The sequence below is a fragment of the Mesorhizobium sp. CA16 genome (genome assembly GCF_020165175.1).
GTDB lineage: Bacteria > Pseudomonadota > Alphaproteobacteria > Rhizobiales > Rhizobiaceae > Mesorhizobium.
Genome location: NZ_JAIUHP010000001.1, coordinates 117,172 through 134,959 on the forward strand (window position 1 = coordinate 117,172; position 17,788 = coordinate 134,959).

Annotated in this window: 15 protein-coding genes; 11 read left to right on the forward strand and 4 right to left on the reverse strand. The window is 64.1% G+C overall.

What is annotated here, in order from left to right:
* The 9 genes from LB525_RS00545 to LB525_RS00580 all read left to right on the forward strand — a co-directional run bounded on the left by LB525_RS00545 (position 1) and on the right by LB525_RS00580 (position 8,671).
* Entirely contained in the window at positions 1–507 is a 507-nt protein-coding gene (locus LB525_RS00545; protein ID WP_224542989.1) for an acetone carboxylase subunit gamma, read from the forward strand.
* 8 nt (positions 508–515) lie between these two features.
* Positions 516–1,286, forward strand: a complete 771-nt coding sequence (locus LB525_RS00550) for a glucose 1-dehydrogenase (protein WP_224523148.1) — start codon at positions 516–518, stop codon at positions 1,284–1,286.
* Positions 1,287–1,304: 18 nt separating this feature from the next.
* Positions 1,305–2,132 carry an SDR family NAD(P)-dependent oxidoreductase gene (locus LB525_RS00555; protein WP_224542990.1) on the forward strand — a complete coding sequence of 276 codons (828 nt, stop codon included), beginning with the start codon at positions 1,305–1,307 and terminating at the stop codon, positions 2,130–2,132.
* Between the two features lie 83 nt (positions 2,133–2,215).
* Positions 2,216–3,154 carry an ABC transporter substrate-binding protein gene (locus LB525_RS00560; protein ID WP_224542991.1) on the forward strand — a complete coding sequence of 313 codons (939 nt, stop codon included), beginning with the start codon at positions 2,216–2,218 and terminating at the stop codon, positions 3,152–3,154.
* A 93-nt stretch (positions 3,155–3,247) separates the two neighbouring features.
* Positions 3,248–4,309 carry a glycine betaine/L-proline ABC transporter ATP-binding protein gene (locus LB525_RS00565; protein WP_140839232.1) on the forward strand — a complete coding sequence of 354 codons (1,062 nt, stop codon included), beginning with the start codon at positions 3,248–3,250 and terminating at the stop codon, positions 4,307–4,309.
* 41 nt (positions 4,310–4,350) lie between these two features.
* On the forward strand, positions 4,351–6,402 hold the full coding sequence (locus LB525_RS00570; RefSeq protein WP_224542992.1) for an ABC transporter permease: 2,052 nt from the start codon (positions 4,351–4,353) through the stop codon (positions 6,400–6,402).
* 127 nt (positions 6,403–6,529) lie between these two features.
* The gene (locus LB525_RS28495; protein ID WP_263490720.1) at positions 6,530–6,664 is read left to right on the forward strand and encodes a hypothetical protein; all 135 of its coding nucleotides are present in this window, start codon (positions 6,530–6,532) and stop codon (positions 6,662–6,664) included.
* Positions 6,655–7,731, forward strand: coding sequence for a pyridoxal phosphate-dependent aminotransferase (locus LB525_RS00575; RefSeq protein WP_224542993.1), 1,077 nt, complete (start codon positions 6,655–6,657; stop codon positions 7,729–7,731). Before LB525_RS28495 ends, LB525_RS00575 begins: the two co-directional genes overlap by 10 nt.
* A gap of 22 nt (positions 7,732–7,753) precedes the next feature.
* Positions 7,754–8,671, forward strand: coding sequence for an allantoinase PuuE (locus tag LB525_RS00580; protein WP_224542994.1), 918 nt, complete (start codon positions 7,754–7,756; stop codon positions 8,669–8,671).
* A gap of 27 nt (positions 8,672–8,698) precedes the next feature.
* Here the strand turns inward: LB525_RS00580 and LB525_RS00585 are convergent, their stop codons facing one another.
* The 4 genes from LB525_RS00585 to LB525_RS00600 form a co-directional block, all read right to left on the reverse strand.
* The gene (locus LB525_RS00585) at positions 8,699–9,601 is read right to left on the reverse strand and encodes an SMP-30/gluconolactonase/LRE family protein (protein WP_224542995.1); all 903 of its coding nucleotides are present in this window, start codon (positions 9,599–9,601) and stop codon (positions 8,699–8,701) included.
* A gap of 76 nt (positions 9,602–9,677) precedes the next feature.
* Positions 9,678–12,095, reverse strand: a complete 2,418-nt coding sequence (locus tag LB525_RS00590; protein ID WP_224542996.1) for an FAD-dependent oxidoreductase — start codon at positions 12,093–12,095, stop codon at positions 9,678–9,680.
* Positions 12,096–12,241: 146 nt separating this feature from the next.
* Entirely contained in the window at positions 12,242–13,897 is a 1,656-nt protein-coding gene (locus LB525_RS00595) for an ABC transporter substrate-binding protein (RefSeq protein WP_224542997.1), read from the reverse strand.
* A 177-nt stretch (positions 13,898–14,074) separates the two neighbouring features.
* Complete coding sequence (locus LB525_RS00600; RefSeq protein ID WP_224542998.1) at positions 14,075–14,968, reverse strand: LysR substrate-binding domain-containing protein; 894 nt, start codon at positions 14,966–14,968, stop codon at positions 14,075–14,077.
* Positions 14,969–15,138: 170 nt separating this feature from the next.
* Between LB525_RS00600 and LB525_RS00605 the strand changes: the two genes are divergently transcribed.
* Together LB525_RS00605 and LB525_RS00610 are read left to right on the forward strand one after the other, a co-directional pair.
* Positions 15,139–16,536: an MmgE/PrpD family protein gene (locus LB525_RS00605; RefSeq protein ID WP_224542999.1), complete on the forward strand. Its 1,398-nt coding sequence runs from the start codon at positions 15,139–15,141 to the stop codon at positions 16,534–16,536.
* Positions 16,537–16,543: 7 nt separating this feature from the next.
* Entirely contained in the window at positions 16,544–17,785 is a 1,242-nt protein-coding gene (locus LB525_RS00610; protein WP_224543000.1) for an FAD-dependent oxidoreductase, read from the forward strand.
* The last annotated feature ends 3 nt before the right edge of the window (positions 17,786–17,788 follow it).

A 17,788-nucleotide genomic window follows, 5' to 3' on the forward strand; every position in this document is an offset into this window, starting at 1 on the left:
ATGACCTCATACAGCAAGGAAGTCATCGCCGACCTGGTTGCCGGCACGCTGCCCTGGCCGCAGACGCGCCGCATCATGAGCGCCTACAAGGACGACGACCGCTTCTTCAAATATGTCTCGGTGCTGCAGGACCGCGTCGGCTGGAACGATCCGATCCTGCTTCCGGTCGGCGATCATCTCTTCATCTGCCAAAGCGGTGACGAGCGGGTGACGAAATGCGAATGCGGCCATTCCTTCGGCGACTATCGCAAGAACTGGAAGCTGAAGGCGGCGATCATCGTGCGCGATAGCGAGGAGACGCTGCGCGAGATCTACCCCAACAGCGATCTGCCGGATCCGGACTGGATGGAGATCCGCGAATTCATCTGCCCTGAATGTGGCACGCTGCATGAAGTCGAGGCGGCGGCGCCCGGCTATCCGATCGTGCATGATTTCGAGCCCGATCTCGAAGGGTTCTATCGCGATTGGCTTGGCAAGCCGCTGGAGCCGTCGAACAAAGGAGGCTGATGCCGCAAATGGGCCGCGTCGCAGGTAAGGTGGCGCTCGTTACCGGGGCCGGTCTCGGCCTCGGACGGGCGTCGTCGCTTTTGCTGGCGTCGGAAGGCGCCAGGCTCGTCGTCAGCGACATAGACGAGAGGCTCGCCGGCGATACGGCGGCGCAGATTGTCAAAGTTGGCGGCGAGGCGTTGGCGCTTCGCCATGACGTCTCGAAGCCCGAGGATTGGTCTGCCGCCATGGCGGCGATCGAGCAGCGCTTCGGCCGGCTCGACGTGCTGGTCAACAATGCCGGCATCGCCATCGCTCGGAACATCGAGGATACCTCTTTAGCCGAATGGCGGCGCACCATGGCGATCAACCTCGACGGCGTCTTCCTCGGCTGCCAGGAAGGCATCAAGCTGATGAAGAAATCCGGCGGCGGATCGATCATCAATCTCTCTTCCATCGACGGCGTCATCGGCGAGGCGGATCTTGCCGCCTACTGCGCCTCCAAGGGCGGCGTGCGCACCTTGACCAAGGCGGTGGCCGTACACTGTGCCGAGCAGCGCTACGGCATCCGCTGCAATTCGATCCACCCCGGCTATATCTGGACGCCGCAGACCGAGAATTATCTGCGCGATCTGGGCACGCTCGAGCAGGAGAAGGCGAAGGCGCTGTCGCGCCATCCGATCGGCTTCCTCGGCGAACCCAACGACATCGCCTACATGGTCCTCTACCTCGCCTCGGACGAATCGAAATTCGTCACCGGCTCCGAAATGGTCGTCGACGGAGGCTATCTTGCAGTGTGAACACGGAGCACGTTCGCGATGACCAACCTCACCGGCCGCAGCGCCATCGTTACCGGCGGCTTTTCCGGCATGGGTTTTGCCATCGCCACGGCGCTCGCCAAGGCCGGCGCCAATGTCGCCGTCGGCTCCTACGTGGCGCCGCCGCAGGCGGACAGGGCGGATGCCGCCTACTATCCCGGCGCCGACGAGATCGAGCGCATCAAGTCAGCGCTGGCCGCCCACGGCACCAAGGCGCACGCCGCCCATCTCGACGTGCGCGACAGCGCGCTCACCAATCTCTTCTTTGCCGAAGCCCAGGCGGCAGTCGGTCCGGCAGACATCCTGGTCAACGCCGCCGGCACCACGGCCGAGCAACCGGTCTGCGGCCATTCCGACGAGCTCTGGGATAAGATCGTCGACACCAATCTCACCGGGGCGTTCCGTACGACCCGCGCGGTCCTGCCCGGCATGATCGAACGCGGCTGGGGCCGCATCGTCAACATCGGCTCGACCGCGGCTTCCGTCGGCTGGAAGGACAATCCTGCTTACTGCGCATCCAAGGCCGGCCTGCTCGGGCTGACGCGTTGCGTGGCGCTCGAAGGCGCGGCACACGGCGTCACCTGCGTCATGATCAGTCCGACCTGGGTCGAGACCGAGCTGATGCGCCGCAACGTGGCGCAGGTCGTCGAGCGCGAAGGCAAGGGTCGCAGCGCAGAGGAACTGATGGACGAGTTCAGGAAAGGCAATCCCCAGGGGCGCATGATGCAGCCGGAGGAAATCGCGGCGCTCGCCGTCTTCCTTTGCTCGGACCTCGCCAGGGGGATCACCATGGAAAACATCCAGATCACCGGCGGCGCCTTGTGGTAGCGTCGGTGGGGGGCGATGGATTCCGGTCTCGTGGGAGGAGACCGGCATAGACGGAAGGACCATCAACAGACAGGGGAACTGACATGAAAATAAGAAATGCCTTGCAAGGGGCCGGTCTTGGCCTCGCGCTGATGCTTGCCGCAACGACGGCCGGGCAAAGCGCCGATCTTGGCGCGAAGGACGAGCCGATCAAGCTCGCCATGCTGGAATGGACGGGCGCGCACGTCTCCACGCACATCGCAGGCCAGCTTCTGGAGAAGCTCGGCTATAAGGTCGAATACGTCACCGCCGGCAATTTCCCGCAATTTTCGGGCCTCGCCGACGGCTCGCTCAGCGCATCGGTCGAGATCTGGTTGAACAATGTCGGCGACATCTATCCGAAAGTGCTGGCCGCCAAGCAGATCGAGGATATCGGCAAGCTCGATCTGAAGACGCAGGAAGGCTGGATCTATCCGAAATTCATGGAAAAGGTCTGCCCCGGCCTGCCGGACTGGACTGCGCTGAACAAGCCCGAATGCGTGCAGGCATTGGCGACGCCCGAAACCGCGCCCAATGGCCGCTTCCTCGATTACCCGGCCGATTGGGGCTCGCGCGCGGCCACCATCCTTGCCGACAACAACATGCCCTACACCGCTGTGCCGTCGGGCTCCGAAGGCGCGCTGGTGGCCGAGTTGGAAGCCGCCGAAGCCGCCAAGACGCCGCTCATCATGATGTTCTGGGGTCCGCACTACGCGCTGGCCGAGAACGACGTCGGCTGGGTGACGATGCCGCCCTGCAAGGAGCAGACCAACGAGCACTGCATCACGCCCCCCGACGTCGACAAGATCGTCTGGTCGGGCTTTGGCGCCAAATGGCCGGCGGCTTACGCCTTCCTCAAGGCCTTCAAGATGGATGCGACCGAGCAGCAGAAGATGATGCTGGCCGTCGACAAGCAAGGCAAGGATCTCGACGCCGTCGTCAAGGAATGGATCGACAAGAACGAGACGGTGTGGAAACCTTGGCTCGACGCCGCCAAGGGATAATTCGCCGATGTGCCTGGCAAAGGCTGAGGGCACCATAGGCCCGGTTTCCGCACTGCGCGGAGCCGGGCGGGCGATCGGCACGGGTGGTTGAGGATGAACACGGCCGCGCGTCCGATAAAGCTTGCCTGCCGAAATGTCTGGAAGGTCTATGGCCGGCGCCCGGCCTATTACTTCGACTCGCGCGGCTATATCATCGATCCCGATGCGCTGGCCGAGCGCCTGCGCGCCGAGGCGCATCTGCCGGCCGTGGTCGATGCCAGCTTCGAGGTGGCGACCGGCGAGATATTCGTCATCATGGGTCTGTCCGGCTCCGGTAAGTCGACCCTGGTGCGCTGCCTGTCGCGCCTGGTCGAGCCGAGCGCCGGCGAGATACTGCTCGACGGTAGGAACCTGCTTGCCGCCAGCGGCAAGGAGCTGATCGAGCTGCGCCGCCACGCCATGGGCATGGTGTTCCAGAATTTCGGCCTGCTGCCGCATCTGAACGTGTTGGGCAATGTCGCCTTCCCGCTGAAAATTCAGGGCAAGCCGGCGAAGGAACGCGAGGCGCGCGCCCGCGAGATGATCGCGCTGGTCGGACTCGAAGGCCGCGAGGCATCCTTCCCGCACCAGCTCTCCGGCGGCCAGCAGCAGCGCGTCGGCATCGCCCGTTCGCTTGCGGTGGGGCCGGAGCTCTGGTTTCTTGACGAGCCGTTCTCGGCGCTCGATCCGCTGATCCGCAAGCAGATGCAGGATGAGTTCCTGCGCCTGCAGCGCATGCTGAAAAAGACTATCATCTTCATCACCCACGATATCGCCGAGGCCTTCCGGCTTGCCGACAGGCTGGCGATCATGCGGGCCGGCAAGATCGTGCAAATCGGCCGTCCCGCCGACATCGTGCTCAACCCGGCCGACGACTATGTCGCGCAGTTCACCGAGGACATGCCGCTGTTGCGCGTCATCACGGCCGGCGACATCGCCACGCCCGCCAATGGCGCGCTGTTGCCGGAACGAAGCGTCGTCGCCGACACCAGCCTCGAGGCGCTCATCCCGCAACTCGCCGCGGGCGCCACGGCCTTCACCGTTTCCGGGGTGGGTGACAGCCCGCCGGCGGTGCTCGACGCCAGCGCCGTGCTCGCGGTGCTCGAACGCGAGCAGGCAAGGCGCAAGAACTCATGACGGCGCCGGCGGCGGCATTTCGACCCTCATCGCGGTTCGTGGTGGAACCGGCGCTTCTGCCTTGGTGCGGCCTGGCCATCCTGACGGCGCTTTGCCTGCTTCTCAAAACCGAGCTTCCCTGGCTGGTCAATTTCCCCAAGCAATGGACGCTGCCGCTGGCTACCTACATCAACGCCGTGACCGACATTGTCGTCGCCGTCATCCAACCAGCCTTCCGGGCGCTGTCCGCTTTGCTCGATGCGCCGATGCGCGGCGCGCGGCTGGCGCTCGCCTGGCTGCCCTGGCCGGCGGTGATGCTGGCGATCGCCGCCCTTGCGCTGAAGTCGGGCGGTGAGCGGTTGGCGATCTTCGCGCTCGCCACGCTCGCCTATATCCTGCTCGCCGGCTACTGGCCGCAGAGCATGAACACGCTGGCGCTGGTGCTGCTGGCGGTGCCGATCTCCACCGTGCTCGGCTTCCTGCTTGGCTTTCTGGGTTACGCCCGCCCGCGCTGGCGTCCGGTCCTGCTCGGCGCGCTCGACCTGATGCAGACGGTGCCGGCCTTCGCCTATCTCATTCCGCTCCTGCTCCTGTTCGGCTTCGGTCCGGTGGTTGGGCTGATCGCCTCGGCGATCTATGCGACGCCGCCGATGGTCCGCAACACCATGCTCGGATTGGACCGTGTGCCGGCGGCCATCAGCGAGGCCGGCTTGATGAGCGGCTGCACACGCCGTCAGCAATTCTGGCAGGTCGAGGTGCCGACTGCGCTGCCGCAGCTTCTCGTCGGCTTCAACCAGACGACCATGGCGGCGCTGTCGATGGTCATCGTCGCCGCCATTATCGGTGGCTTCGAGGATATTGGCTGGGAGGTGCTCTCCTCGATGCGCAAGGCCGAGTTCGGCCAGAGCATCCTCTCCGGCCTCGTCATCGCGCTGCTCGCCATCCTCATCGACCGCCTCACCATCGGCTTCGCGAAGGCGCCGGAGACCGGGCCGACGCCCGCCATGCGCTGGATGACGCCGCGCCGGTTGGCCTTGTCACTGGCGGGTGCGCTGGCTCTCGCCGTGGTCATCCGATTGGCCGCGCCAGATGCGGCGCTTCTGCCGGAAACCGGTCTGCGCATGCAGATGGGCGCCGTCAACCAATGGCTGCTGGCGCTCGTGCGCGACTACGCCTGGTTCTTCAACGGCGTGCGCAATGCGGTGCTCTACTGCCTGCTTCTGCCGATGCGCGTCGGCATTGCCGGCTCGGCGACGCCGGCAATGTGGGGCTTCACATTGCCATCTTCGGTGCTCGCCGCCTATCTCGTCCTGGTGTTGGCCTTGGCCGTATTGGCGCTGCGCGGCTTCGGTTGGCGCGGGGCGCTGGCCGTGCTGGCCGCCGGCCTTGTTCTCTATACCGGCTTTCTCGATCTCCCCTGGCCTGCCTTCATCCTTGCCGTCGCGTTGCTTGCCGGCCAGGTGGCCGGGCCGCGGCTCGGTTTTTTCGCGCTTGTCGGCTTCGGGCTGATCCTGGTCAACGGGCTGTGGCCGCAACTGGTGCAGTCGCTCTATCTCTGCACGCTGGCGGTCCTGCTCTGCCTTCTGATCGGCGGCGCGCTCGGCACATGGGCGGCGCATAACGATCGAGTCTCGCATATCCTGAAACCGATCTGCGACGCGTTGCAGACCATGCCGCAATTCGTCTTCCTCATCCCGGCGCTGATGTTCTTCAAGGTGGGCGAGTTCACGGCGCTGATCGCCATCATGCTCTACGCCATCGTGCCGCCGATCCGCTATGTCGAGCACGGGCTGCGGCATGTCCGTCCCGATGTCGTCGAGGCGGTCGAGCAGATGGGCGCGACGCCGATGCAGACCTTGCTGCAGGCCAAGCTGCCGCTGGCTTTGCCGGTCGTCATGCTTGGCCTCAACCAGACCATCATGGCGGCGCTGTCGATGCTGGCAATCGCCGCGCTCGTCGGCACGCGCGATCTTGGCCAGGCAGTCTATGTCGCGCTCGGCAAGGCCGATGCCGGCATGGGCCTGATCGCCGGCCTGTCGATCGCCTTCCTGGCGATCCTCGCCGACCGGCTGATCCAGGCGGGCGTCAGCGGCAGGGCCGACGAAGTCAGCTGAATCTGACGCCCACAAGGCCGCGAAACCGCTAAGTCATTGAAAAATAACATGATTAGCCCGGAGGCGCTGATAGCAGAGACTTCAGGCCGGCCTATGTGATCCAAGAAAAGAGCCTGGACACCCTCCCATGGGCCAGATTCCCGCAGTCATTGCACCGGCTAATTTTGCTTTGCGGCTTGGTCGCGGTGCCATAGCTTCCGTTCCGGAAGACCTTGCCGACAAATTTGGTCGCCAGACCTGCATGGATATGCCGTGCCTGTGAAAGCAACTACCCATGTCAAGGCCATGTCCGCTTTTGCCTTGGCGAATTTCGGTGGCTTCGACCGGCCCACGCTAGCCCAGAACGAGAGCGCCTTCCCGCCTAGCCCGAAGGCAATCGAAGCCGGCCGGGTCGCTGTGGCACGCAGCCATCTCTACCCGGACCCGGACTGGACCTTGCTGCGCGACGCGATCGCAAGAACCTATGGGATCGAGCGCGATCTCATCCTGTGCGGCGCGGGTTCGATGGAGCTAATTGCCTGCACCATCGCGGCCTTCGCCGGACCGGGCGCTGACGTGCTGGGTACGGACTATGCCTATAATTTCGCCGCCTCGGCGGCCGCGCGCGTCGGGGCGACCTATGCCAAAGCGCAGGAGCGCGGCTTTGAGGTCTCGATCGACGCCGTCCTGGCGGCGGTGACGTCGGCGACGCGTATCGTGTTCGTCTGCAATCCGGGCAACCCGACCGGCACGCGCATCAGGAACGCGGAGCTGCTGCGCCTGCGCGTGGCGCTTCCAGGCGACATTCTCCTGATGATCGACCAGGCCTATGACGAATTCGACGACCAGGATCCGCAAGCCGTCTTCGCGCTGGCCGGACGCGGCGACACCGTCGTCCTGCGCAGTCTGTCCAAGGCCTACGGCCTGGCCGGCGCCCGCATCGGCTGGGGCTTGTTCGCGCCGCGGATCGCCGCCGAGGTGCGCAAGATGCAGAACTCCAACCAAGTCTCGACGGTGAGCCTCGCCATGGCCGTCGCGGCGCTAGAGGACCAAGCCTATACGAGCGCAATCGTAACCCACACCGCCGACATTCGCGACCGCTTCGCGCAAGGCTTGCGAGCGGCCGGATACGAAGTCCCCGAAAGCCGGACCAATTTCGTTCTGGCGCGTTTTGCCGACGCGGCGGCAGCGGCCGCCGCCGACAGTGCCCTGCGCGGCGTCGACATTATCGTGCGCGGCCTCTCCGGTTACGGCCTGACGGACTGCCTGCGCATCACCATCGGGCCGCAGGAAGTCATGGACCGCGCGCTGCGTATCCTGACCGCCCTGCGCGGCCGGCAATGCTGGTAAGGGCTTCATCCGAGGGGATTTCATGACGTCAGACGCACCGTACCTGCCCGCTCGCGATTTCATCGGCTATGGCGAGCGGCCTCCGCCGGCCGAGTGGCCCGGCGGCGCAAAGTTGGCGCTCAACATCGTCGTCAATTACGAGGAAGGTGCGGAATACTCGATCGGCGAAGGCGACGGCGTCTCCGAAACGATCCTGTCCGATCTCGCCGTCGCTCCCGCCGTGCCGGGGCTGCGCAACCGCAACATGGAATCGCTTTATGAATACGGTTCGCGTGTCGGCGTCTGGCGGCTCATCTCGCTGTTCCGGGACAAGGGCGTCATCCCGACCTTCTACATTGTCGGGCGCGCGCTTGAGATCAACCCGGCGGCTGGCAAGGTGATCGCAGCACTTGGCAGCGACATCGTCTGTCACGGCTGGCGCTGGATCGACTACGCCCCGCTCAGCGAGGAGGAAGAGCGCCAGCACATCGCCATGACGGTGGACACGGTGCGAAACATCACCGGCATCGATCCCCTCGGGTGGTACACCGGCCGGCCAAGCCTCAACACGAGAAGGCTGGTGGTCGAGCATGGCGGCTTCCTGTTCGACTGCGACGACTACAATGACGACCTGCCCTATTTCGTCGATGTCGGCGCCAAGCGGCACCTCGTCGTGCCGCACAGCTTCGACAACAACGACAGCCGCTTTTCGCGCGGTTCAGGCTTGGAGACCGGTAGCCAGTTCTTCGACTATGTCAGCGACGGCGTCGACTGGCTGCTGAAGGAAGGCCAGAAGACCCCGCGCATGATGACGGTGTCGCTGCATTGCCGCCTGGCGGCGCGGCCGGGGCGAATGGTCGGGCTGGATCGCTTCCTCGACAAGATCACCGCCAATCCCGACATCTGGGTCTGCCGCCGCTCCGACCTCGCCCGCCACTGGCTGGACCGGTTCGGCGGCTAAGCCACCGAGCCGTTACCAGCGAAGTCTCTATTTATTCGGCACCTTATAGACCTTGCCGTGCCAGGGTGCTGCATCGATCTGGTCGAGCGCCATCACATAAAGCACCTTCTCGTCCGGTCCGAAGGCGAAGTTCGGCATCGACGGCGACGGCACCGAAAGCGTGCGCAAGAGCTTGGCGTCCTTGTCCACGACGATGATCTTGCCTGGCGAGTCGAGCGAGCGCGGGCTCTGGCCGATATACATCTCGCCTTCTTTGTCCATCTTGATGCCGTCGGGCCAGATATGCGGCTGGTTCGGGAACAGATCGTCGAGCCGCAGGAACACGCGGCGGTTGCTCAAGGTGTGGTCGGACGAAACGTCGAACTCGATGATCCGGTTGTCCTCGGTCTCGACCAGATAGAGGATCTTGCCGTCATTCGACATGACAAGGCCGTTGGCATTGTGCAGGTCGCCGGCGACCTTCTTCACGCTGCCGTCCTTGCCGATGTAATAGGCCGAAGCGTCGATCAGCGGACCGCCCTTGCCGGAGCCCGTGAAATAGACGCCACCATCCTTATCCGGCGCGAAATCGTTCGGTCCGCTGAACGGCTTGCCGTCCGTGTCCTTGTCATAGGCAGGCAGCGTCTTGCCGTCGGCCGAGATGCGGCCGATCGTGTTGTTGTCGTAGCAGGTGACGAGGAACTCGCCGGTGGTGGTCGGCAGCACGGCCGAGGGGCCGCAGCCATCCATCTTCCAGAAAATGTCGTTCTTCTTGCCGTCCCAGACAGTGACCGTGCCGCGGCCATATTCGACGTAAAACAGCTTGTCCTGATACCAGATAGGACCTTCGGCGAACCAGGCATCGTCGTTGACGACCTTGATGTCGGCCGCCTGTGCGGCGGACGTTAGGACCAGGGCGAGCATCGTGCCCAGCAAATACCGCGTGATCATGCGATTCCCCTTTGTTTTTAGTTGTCTGAAGTCCTCTTCTAAACTGGTGTGCTCGCGGTGGCCGGCTGTTCGCGCCTTACGACCGCAGCCGCTTGCCTTCCGGGTCGAAGGGCGGATGCGCGAGCAGCACCGCATCATGCGGCCTGCCCAGTATGGCGACAGTCACCTTGTCGCCGGCCTTGGCGGTTCCAGCCTTGACGTAGCCCATCGCCAGCGACTGCTCGACGAAATAGCCATAGGCGCCCGATGACACCTGGCCGATCGGCGTGCCGTCCGGCAGGAAGATCGGCTCGCCGCCGGTGGCGTCCGCGTCCTTGGCCGACACGGAAAGCATGATGAGTTCATCCCGCGCCGGCTTGTCGGCGACGGCGAGATAGGCGTCGCGGTTGAGGAATTGCTTGTCCGTCTTGATCAGGCGATCGAGCTTGACCTCCTGCGGCCAGTATTCCGGCGAGTATTCGCGGCTCCAGCTGCCATAGCCCTTTTCGACGCGCAGCGACATCAGTGCCCGTGAGCCGACCGGCCCGGCGCCGACTTCCGCGCCCGCCTTGAGCAGCGCGCGGTAGAGCTCGACCTGGTCGGCCGACTTGCAGTGCAGCTCCCAGCCAAGATCGCCGGTGAAGGAAACCCTCAACGCCACGACATCGACGCCGGCGACGGTGATCTGCCGCGAGCGCATGAACGGGAAGGCCTCGTTCGACAGATCATCATTGGTGAGCCGCTGCAGGAGCTCGCGCGATTTCGGGCCGGCGACGTTGAAGCCGCCGAGATCCTCGGTACGCGAGCGGAAGGTCGTGCCTTCCGGCAGCGGCACCGATTTGAAGAAGCGCTGGTGGAAGCGTTCGGCCATGCCCGAGCCGATCACCATGAACTCGTCTTCCGCCAGCCTGGTCACGGTGAAGTCGCCGGCAATGCCGCCGCGCTTGCCGATCAGCGGCGTCAGGCAAGAGTTGCCGACCTTAGTCGGCATGCGATTGGCGAAGAGCGCGTTCAGCCAGGCTTCCGCGTCCGGCCCCTTTATCTCGTATTTGGCAAAATTGGAGATGTCGATGATGCCGGCATACTCGCGCAGCATACGCGCCTCGCGGCCGACCGGCCCCCACCAGTTCTGCCGAGTGAAGCCGATCGTTTCCTCGCGCGGCTCGCCTTCGGCCGCGAACCAAAGCGGATGCTCCCAGCCGAAATTGAGGCCGAACACGGCGCCCATCTCCTTCTGCATCTCGTAAACCGGCCGTGTCCGCACCGGACGGCCGGCGGCGCGCTCCTCGTTCGGGAAATGGATCTTGAAACGGTGGCTGTACTGGTCCTGCACGCGCGCCTTGGTGAAGGCCTTGCCGGCCCAATGGCCGAAGCGCGCCATATCCCAGCCGAACATGTCGAGCGAAGGCTCTCCCTCGATCATCCACTCGGCGGCGAGCTTGCCCATGCCGCCTGATTGCGAGAAGCCGGGGATAATGCCGTTGCAGCAGAAATAATTGCTGAGCTCCGGCGCCGGTCCGAACAGCACCGCGCTGTCGGGAGACCAGATCATCGGACCGTTGATCACCTTCTTGACGCCGGCGGCCGCGACCGCCGGCACGCGCTGGATGGCGCGCATCATGTTTTCCTCGATGCGGTCGAGATCGTCGGGAAACAGCTCATGGCCGAAATCCATCGGCGTGCCGTCCTCGGCCCAGAATTTCATGTTGCGCTCGTAGGCGCCGATCAGCAGCCCGAGGCCTTCCTGGCGCAGATAATATTCGCCATCGCGGTCGGCGACCGACGGCAGGCGTCGGCCCATCGAGGCGATTTCCGGAATGGTTTCGGTGACGAAATACTGGTGCTCGGTCGGGATCAGCGGGAGTTGCAGCCCGGCCATGGCGGCGACCTCCCTGCCCCACAGGCCGGCGGCGTTGACTACCCATTGGGTGCGGATATCGCCCTTTGGCGTGCGCACGATCCAGCTGCCGTCCGCTTGCGCCTCGGTCGCCGTGACCGGGGTGAAGCGATGGATCTCCGCGCCGCGCTGCCGCGCCCCCGCGGCGTAAGCCGCCGTCACGCCCGACGGATCGACATTGCCGCCCTCCGGCTCATACATGATGCAACGAATGCCGTCGAAATCGACCAGCGGATGCAGTCGCTCCGCTTCGTCGCGACCGACCTCGTAGAAGTTCATCTTGTAGCGCCGCGCCTTGGCTTCCTGCAGCCGCAGCTGATGCTCGCGGGCCTCGGTCTGGGCCAGATAGAGCGAACCCGGCTGGAAGATACCACAGCCCTGGCCGGTCTCCGCTTCCAGCTCCTTGTAGAGCGCCATCGTGTAGTGCTGCAGCCGGCTGATATTGGTGGAATCATGCAGGCCGTGGATGTTGGCGGCCGCGTGCCAGGTCGAACCGGAGGTCAGCTCGCTGCGTTCCAGAAGCACGACATCCGTCCAGCCGAACTTGGCGAGATGATAGAGGATCGAGCAGCCGATCAGACCACCGCCAATGACAACGGCTTGTGCATGAGTACGCATATCGAGATTTCTTCCCTTTGTTCGGCGACTTTGCTTCGCGCTCTTTGGCAGCGCTTTGGCATTTCAATTAGCTGACTGATCGGTCGCAGTCGCCAGCGAATTCAGGGGCGCAAACCGCGCCCCTGAATGGTGTTTGAGCTGCCGGTCTAGGCCCTATCCAACCAGACCTTGTCGAGCTGCAGTTCGAACGTCTGGTGCATGCCGAGGTTCTTCACATAGGTGGCGTGGTGGCGGTAGAGCGAGCGCCAGAACGCTTGGACCAGGATGCCGGAGTCCTGCAGGATGAACTCCACGTCCTTCATCAGCTCCTTGCGCTTGGCCGGGTCGGCGATGGCCATCGCTTCGTTGAGCTTCTTGTCGAACTCCGGATTGGCATAGCCGGACTCGTTCCACGCCTCACCGCTGCGATAGGCGATCGCCAGCACCTGGACGCCGAGCGGCCGCATGCCCCAGTCGGTGGTCGACCACGGATATTTCGTCCAGTCGTTCCAGAACGAGGAGCCCGGGATGATGGTGCGCTTGACCTTGAATCCGGCGTCGCGCATCTGCGCGGCGACGACATCGGCCGGATCCTTCACATAGTCGGCGTCGTAGGAGATCAGCTCGAACTCGTGATCCGTCAGGCCGGCCTCGGCCATCAGCGCCTTTGCCTTGGCCAGGTCGCGCGGGACTTTGGGCAGTTCGTAATATTCCGGATGGATCGGGCAGACATGGTGGTTTTCGGCGACTTGCCCCAAGCCGCTATAGCCGAGTTTCAGCACCGTCTCGTTATCGACCGCAAGCTGGATGGCATTGCGCACGCGCTTGTCGTCATAGGGCTTGTTGGTCACGTTGGTGCGCAGCACGATCGTGCCGGCGGTGACAACCTGCTCCTTGACCAGGCCCATGCTGTCATAGAGATCGACCGTGCCGCCGACCGTTTGGTAGTTGCAGTCGATCTCACCGGCCTCGAAGGCGCTGCCGATGGCGGGGTTGGATGCGTCCGATCCGTAGTCGATCCAGTCGACGCCGTCGAGATAGGGCTCGCCGCCGAACCAGGTGAAATCCTTGCGCCGCCGCACCGAGGCGGACTCGCCGACCTTATAGGAGATCAACTCATACGGGCCGGTGCCGGGCGTCTTCAGCATGTTGGCGCCGTTCTTGTCGAAGTCGCGATGGACGATGACCGCCGGATAGTCGGAGAAGCCCGGGATGATGGTGACGTCGGACTGATTGCATTTCAGCTTCACCGTATGGTCGTCGAGCTTGGTGATGGCGCCTTTGGTAGCTTTTTTCGTGGCGGCGTCGATCAGCGAGCCCATGCGCCCGGCCATCGAGTTGCCCTCGGCCGCCTTATCGCACCAGCGCTCGATGTTGTAGACGATGTCGTCGGCGTTGAAGTCGTCGCCATTCGACCATTTCACGCCCTTGCGCAGATGCAGCGTGTATTCGGTGGCGTCGTCGCTCACCTCCCAGCTCTCGACCAGATGGCCCTCGAAGGTGAAGTCGGTGGTGTAGCGGATCATGTAATCGTTGCACTGGCGCATGACATTGGCGATTTCCGACCAGTCCCAGGCGCGCGGATCCTTCATGTCCTTGATGATCATCTGCATCTTCAGGATGCCGCCCTTCTTGCCGGGCACGGCTGTCGAGGCCTTGGCCGGCTCCATCCCTGCCATCGCATAGGCAAGCGCCGTTGAAGCACCCATCACGCTTGCCATGGCTAGGAATTCGCGGCGGTCCATCCGCCCGCCTTTGACTTCAGCTGCGTAGCTTTCGATGACCGCCGGCACGCGGTCACCGTTGCTCTTGAACATTGTCATCGTTGTTCTCCGGTTCAGGGCTTTCCGCCCGTTGCATTCCCCTTGCGGCTCAGCATGTTAGGGGTGATGCAAAAATCGCGGAAGGGCTCGACCCTTCACAAACCGCAGAAAACCGGCCCTTGAGGCCTAAAAAAACAATGGCATTGGCTAGCTAAATTTTTGAAGGAGCGGATAGCCCTATGGTCGGGCGGCGTCTTCCCTGGCCCTGGACAAAATCCATTCCCTCACTGTTCGGGCGATATTTCCCTTCGAAAGCTGGCTCTCGGTGAGATAGTAATTCCAGGGACTTGGCGGCCGCACCGGAAACGGCTCGACAAGAAGCCCGCGGCGCATATAGGCATGCGCCAGCGAGCGCTGCGTGGCGACGAGCCCCGCCCCCATCGCGGCGAGCTCGAGCGCGATGTTGGAGGCGTTGGTCGACAGGCCCTTGTCATGGTCCTCCATGTCAACGCCGAGCGCCTCGGTCACCGCCTGCCAGTATTCCTGGCGGCCATGCACGAAGATCCAGTCCACCTTTAGCATGTCCTGCGGCGTCTTCAGCGCATGCTCGCCCTCGAGCAAGGCAGGGGCGCAGAGCAGCACCAGTTCGTCGTTCCAGAGCGGGATCGCCGCCGGCGGCCTGTCATCGAAACGCCGCGTGGAGATTGTGATGTCGGCGATCTGCTCGTTCAGATCCTCCCAGATCGTGCCGTGCAGGACGATCTCGATCTCAGGGTGCTTCTTGCGGAAGGCGGCCATGCAGCCCGCCAGCCAGTTTTCCGCAAGGCTCATCGGGCACGAAACCACGACTGTCCGGTTGCGAGAGGACGCGACGATCGCCTCAGTCGCCTGGTCGATCTGATCGAGCGCCTGGCGCAAAGTCGGCAGGAACGCCTCCCCCATCTCGGTCAACTTCAGGCTGCGCGGATAGCGGATGAACAGCTGCCGGCCGATATAATGTTCGAGCGCGCGCACATGCGTGCTGACCGCGGCTTGCGTGTAGCCCAGTTCCTTGGCAGCGGTGGTAAAGCTCAGATGCCTGGCCGAGCTCTCGAACGAGCGGATATAGTTCAAGGGGGGTGGCGGCTTCATCCCGGTCTCCTGTTCCACAGTTGCCATAACTATCGCATGGGCAATCGGCCCTTTAATCGCAAACAGGCGACATGGCATCAATATTTTTGGCCAAAGCCGCCAAACTAATCGCGTGCCTGGGCGATGAACCCAATTTAATGATGTTGTGAGAAGACAGGGGAGATAAGCGCGTGGCTGTGCCGTCATACCGGCGTGAGGGGCCTGTCGTCAGTTCCGATACGTTCACACGCCTGGCCGATTTCGTGCTGCGGCGTCCAGCTTCCGTCTTCCCTCAGCCGGTGCTCGAACAGGCCCGTTACCTCCTGCTCGACACGCTGGGCATCGCCGTTGCGGCAGGACCGATGGAGGCAGGCCGCATCGCCCGCGACGCCGCCGTCCTGCTCTATGGCTCGGGCGACCCGCAATATTCCGCCCGCATGCTGTTCGACGGACGGCGCGCCAGCATTGCCGGCGCGGCCTATGCCGTCGCCACGCAGATCGACAATCTCGACGCCCACGACGGCTACAGCCCCACCAAAGGCCATATCGGCGTGGCGGTCGTGCCGGCGCTTGCAGCACTCGCGGAGGCGAGGCCCGACCTCACCGGGCCGGAGGCGCTGGCGTCCCTGGTCGTCGGCTACGAAATCGCCGGCCGGGCCGGCATCGCCTTGCATGCGACGGTGAGCGACTATCATACCTCCGGCGCCTGGAACGCCCTGGGCGTTGCGGCAATCGCGGCACGGCAGCGGCGGCTCGACGAAACGCAACTGCGCGAGGCGCTGGGCATTGCCGAGTATCATGGCCCGCGCAGCCAGATGATGCGCGAGATCGCCACGCCAACCATGCTGCATGACGGCTCCGGCCTCGGCGCCCTTGTCGGTCTCTCGGCGGCGGTGCTGGCCGAGCGCGGCTTCACCGGCGCGCCGGCGATCACGGTAGAGGCGCCGGAGGTCGCGACCCATTGGCAGGACCTCGGCGTCTTCTGGCAGTCGCTCCATCAATACCTTAAACCCTACCCGATCTGCCGTTGGGCACATGCGGCCATTGATGCCGTGCGTGGACTTTGCCTGGCGCACAACCTTGCCCCGTCCGACATCGGCCATGTCCAGGTCAACAGCTTCCACTATGCCGCAACGCTCTTCGACGGCATGCCGGACACGACCTCGAAGGCGCAATACAGCCTGCGCTTCGCCGTGGCGACCTTCATCCTCCATGGGCGGATCGGGCTCGAGCATATTTCCGGCTCCGGGCTCGTGGACGCCGCGGTCGCGGACATGCTGACGCGCATCACGGTGACCGAAACCGAGCGCCACAGCGCCCGCTTCCCGGCCGGCCGCTGGGCCGACGTCGTCATCACGACGACGGACGGACGTGTGCTGGCGTCCGGCGACGTGCATGCGCGCGGCGGCCCGGAAGCGCCGATGACCAGGCAGGACGTCGAGGCCAAATACATGGAGTTCGCCGCGCCCGTGCTCGGATCTAGCCGCGCCGCTGCGATCCGCGACGCGGTGCTTTCGCTCGACGACCGCAACAGCCGCTTCTCCGATCTGTCGGCGCTGCTCTACGATCCTCCCAAGATTTCGAGCTGAGCGCGCAATGCCCCTCAGGCTCCTGAAATACGGTCTCAGCAGGGACTATCCGGTGAGCGGCGACATCCCCGCCACGCCCGAGCTGAAGCCGGCCTATGATGTCGTCATCATCGGCGGCGGCGGGCATGGACTGTCCTGCGCGCATCACCTTGCCAAATATCACGATATAAGCAGCGTGGCGGTACTGGAGAAAGCCTATCTCGCCGGCGGCAACACGGCGCGCAACACCACCACCATCCGCTCCAACTACATCACGCCGGAAGGCATCGCTTTCTACAAGGAAGGCGTCGAGCTGTTCGAGCGGCTCTCGCATGAGCTCGATATCAACGTCATGTTCTCGCAGCGCGGCCAACTTACGCTGGCGCATAGCGAGGCGACGATGCGCAGCTTCCACATGCGCGCCGAAATGGGCAAGCATATGGGCACGCGCACCGAGGTCGTCGACCAGAAGGGCGTCGAGGAGCTCTGTCCGCTTTTGAATATGGACTATGGCGGCCCGCTCGAAATCCTCGGCGGGCTCTGGCATGCCGACGGCGGAACGGCGCGCCATGACGCCGTCGCCTGGGGCTACGCCGCCCAGGCGTCGCGACGTGGCGTCGAGATCCACCAGCGCACCGAGGTGCAAGACTTCGAGGTCGTCGGCGACCGGGTCCAGGCCGTCAGGACGAACAGGGGCCGCGTCGCTTGCGGCCAGGTGCTGATCGCCACCGGCGGCATGAACTATGACGTCGCGCTGAAGGCCGGCGTCGAGCTTCCCATCCGCTGCTATCCGCTGCAGGCAATGGTGACCCAGCCCTTGAAACCCTGGCTGCACACGCTGGTCTCGTCCGTTTCGCTGCACACCTATCTCGTGCAATCCTCGCGCGGCGAAATCGTCATCGGCGGCGGCTCCGATCCCTACCAGCTCTATTCGACGCGCTCGACGCTCGACATGAAGGAGCACCTCGCCGAGGGCGCCATCCACCTCTTCCCCTTCCTGCAGGGCGTGCGCCTACTCCGGCAATGGGCCGGCATCACCGACATGACGCCGGACTACAGCCCGATCATGGGTGCCAGCCCCCTCGCCAATCTCTGGCTCGATTGCGGCTGGGGCACCTGGGGCTTCAAGGCGACGCCCGTCGCGGGCAAGCGCATGGCGCAGACCATCGCCGAGGGCCGCGTGCCCGATATCCTCAAACCCTTTGCGTTGGAGCGCTTCGAGACCTTCCGGCTGCTCAACGAAATGGGCGCAACGGCGGCGAGCCACTGATCC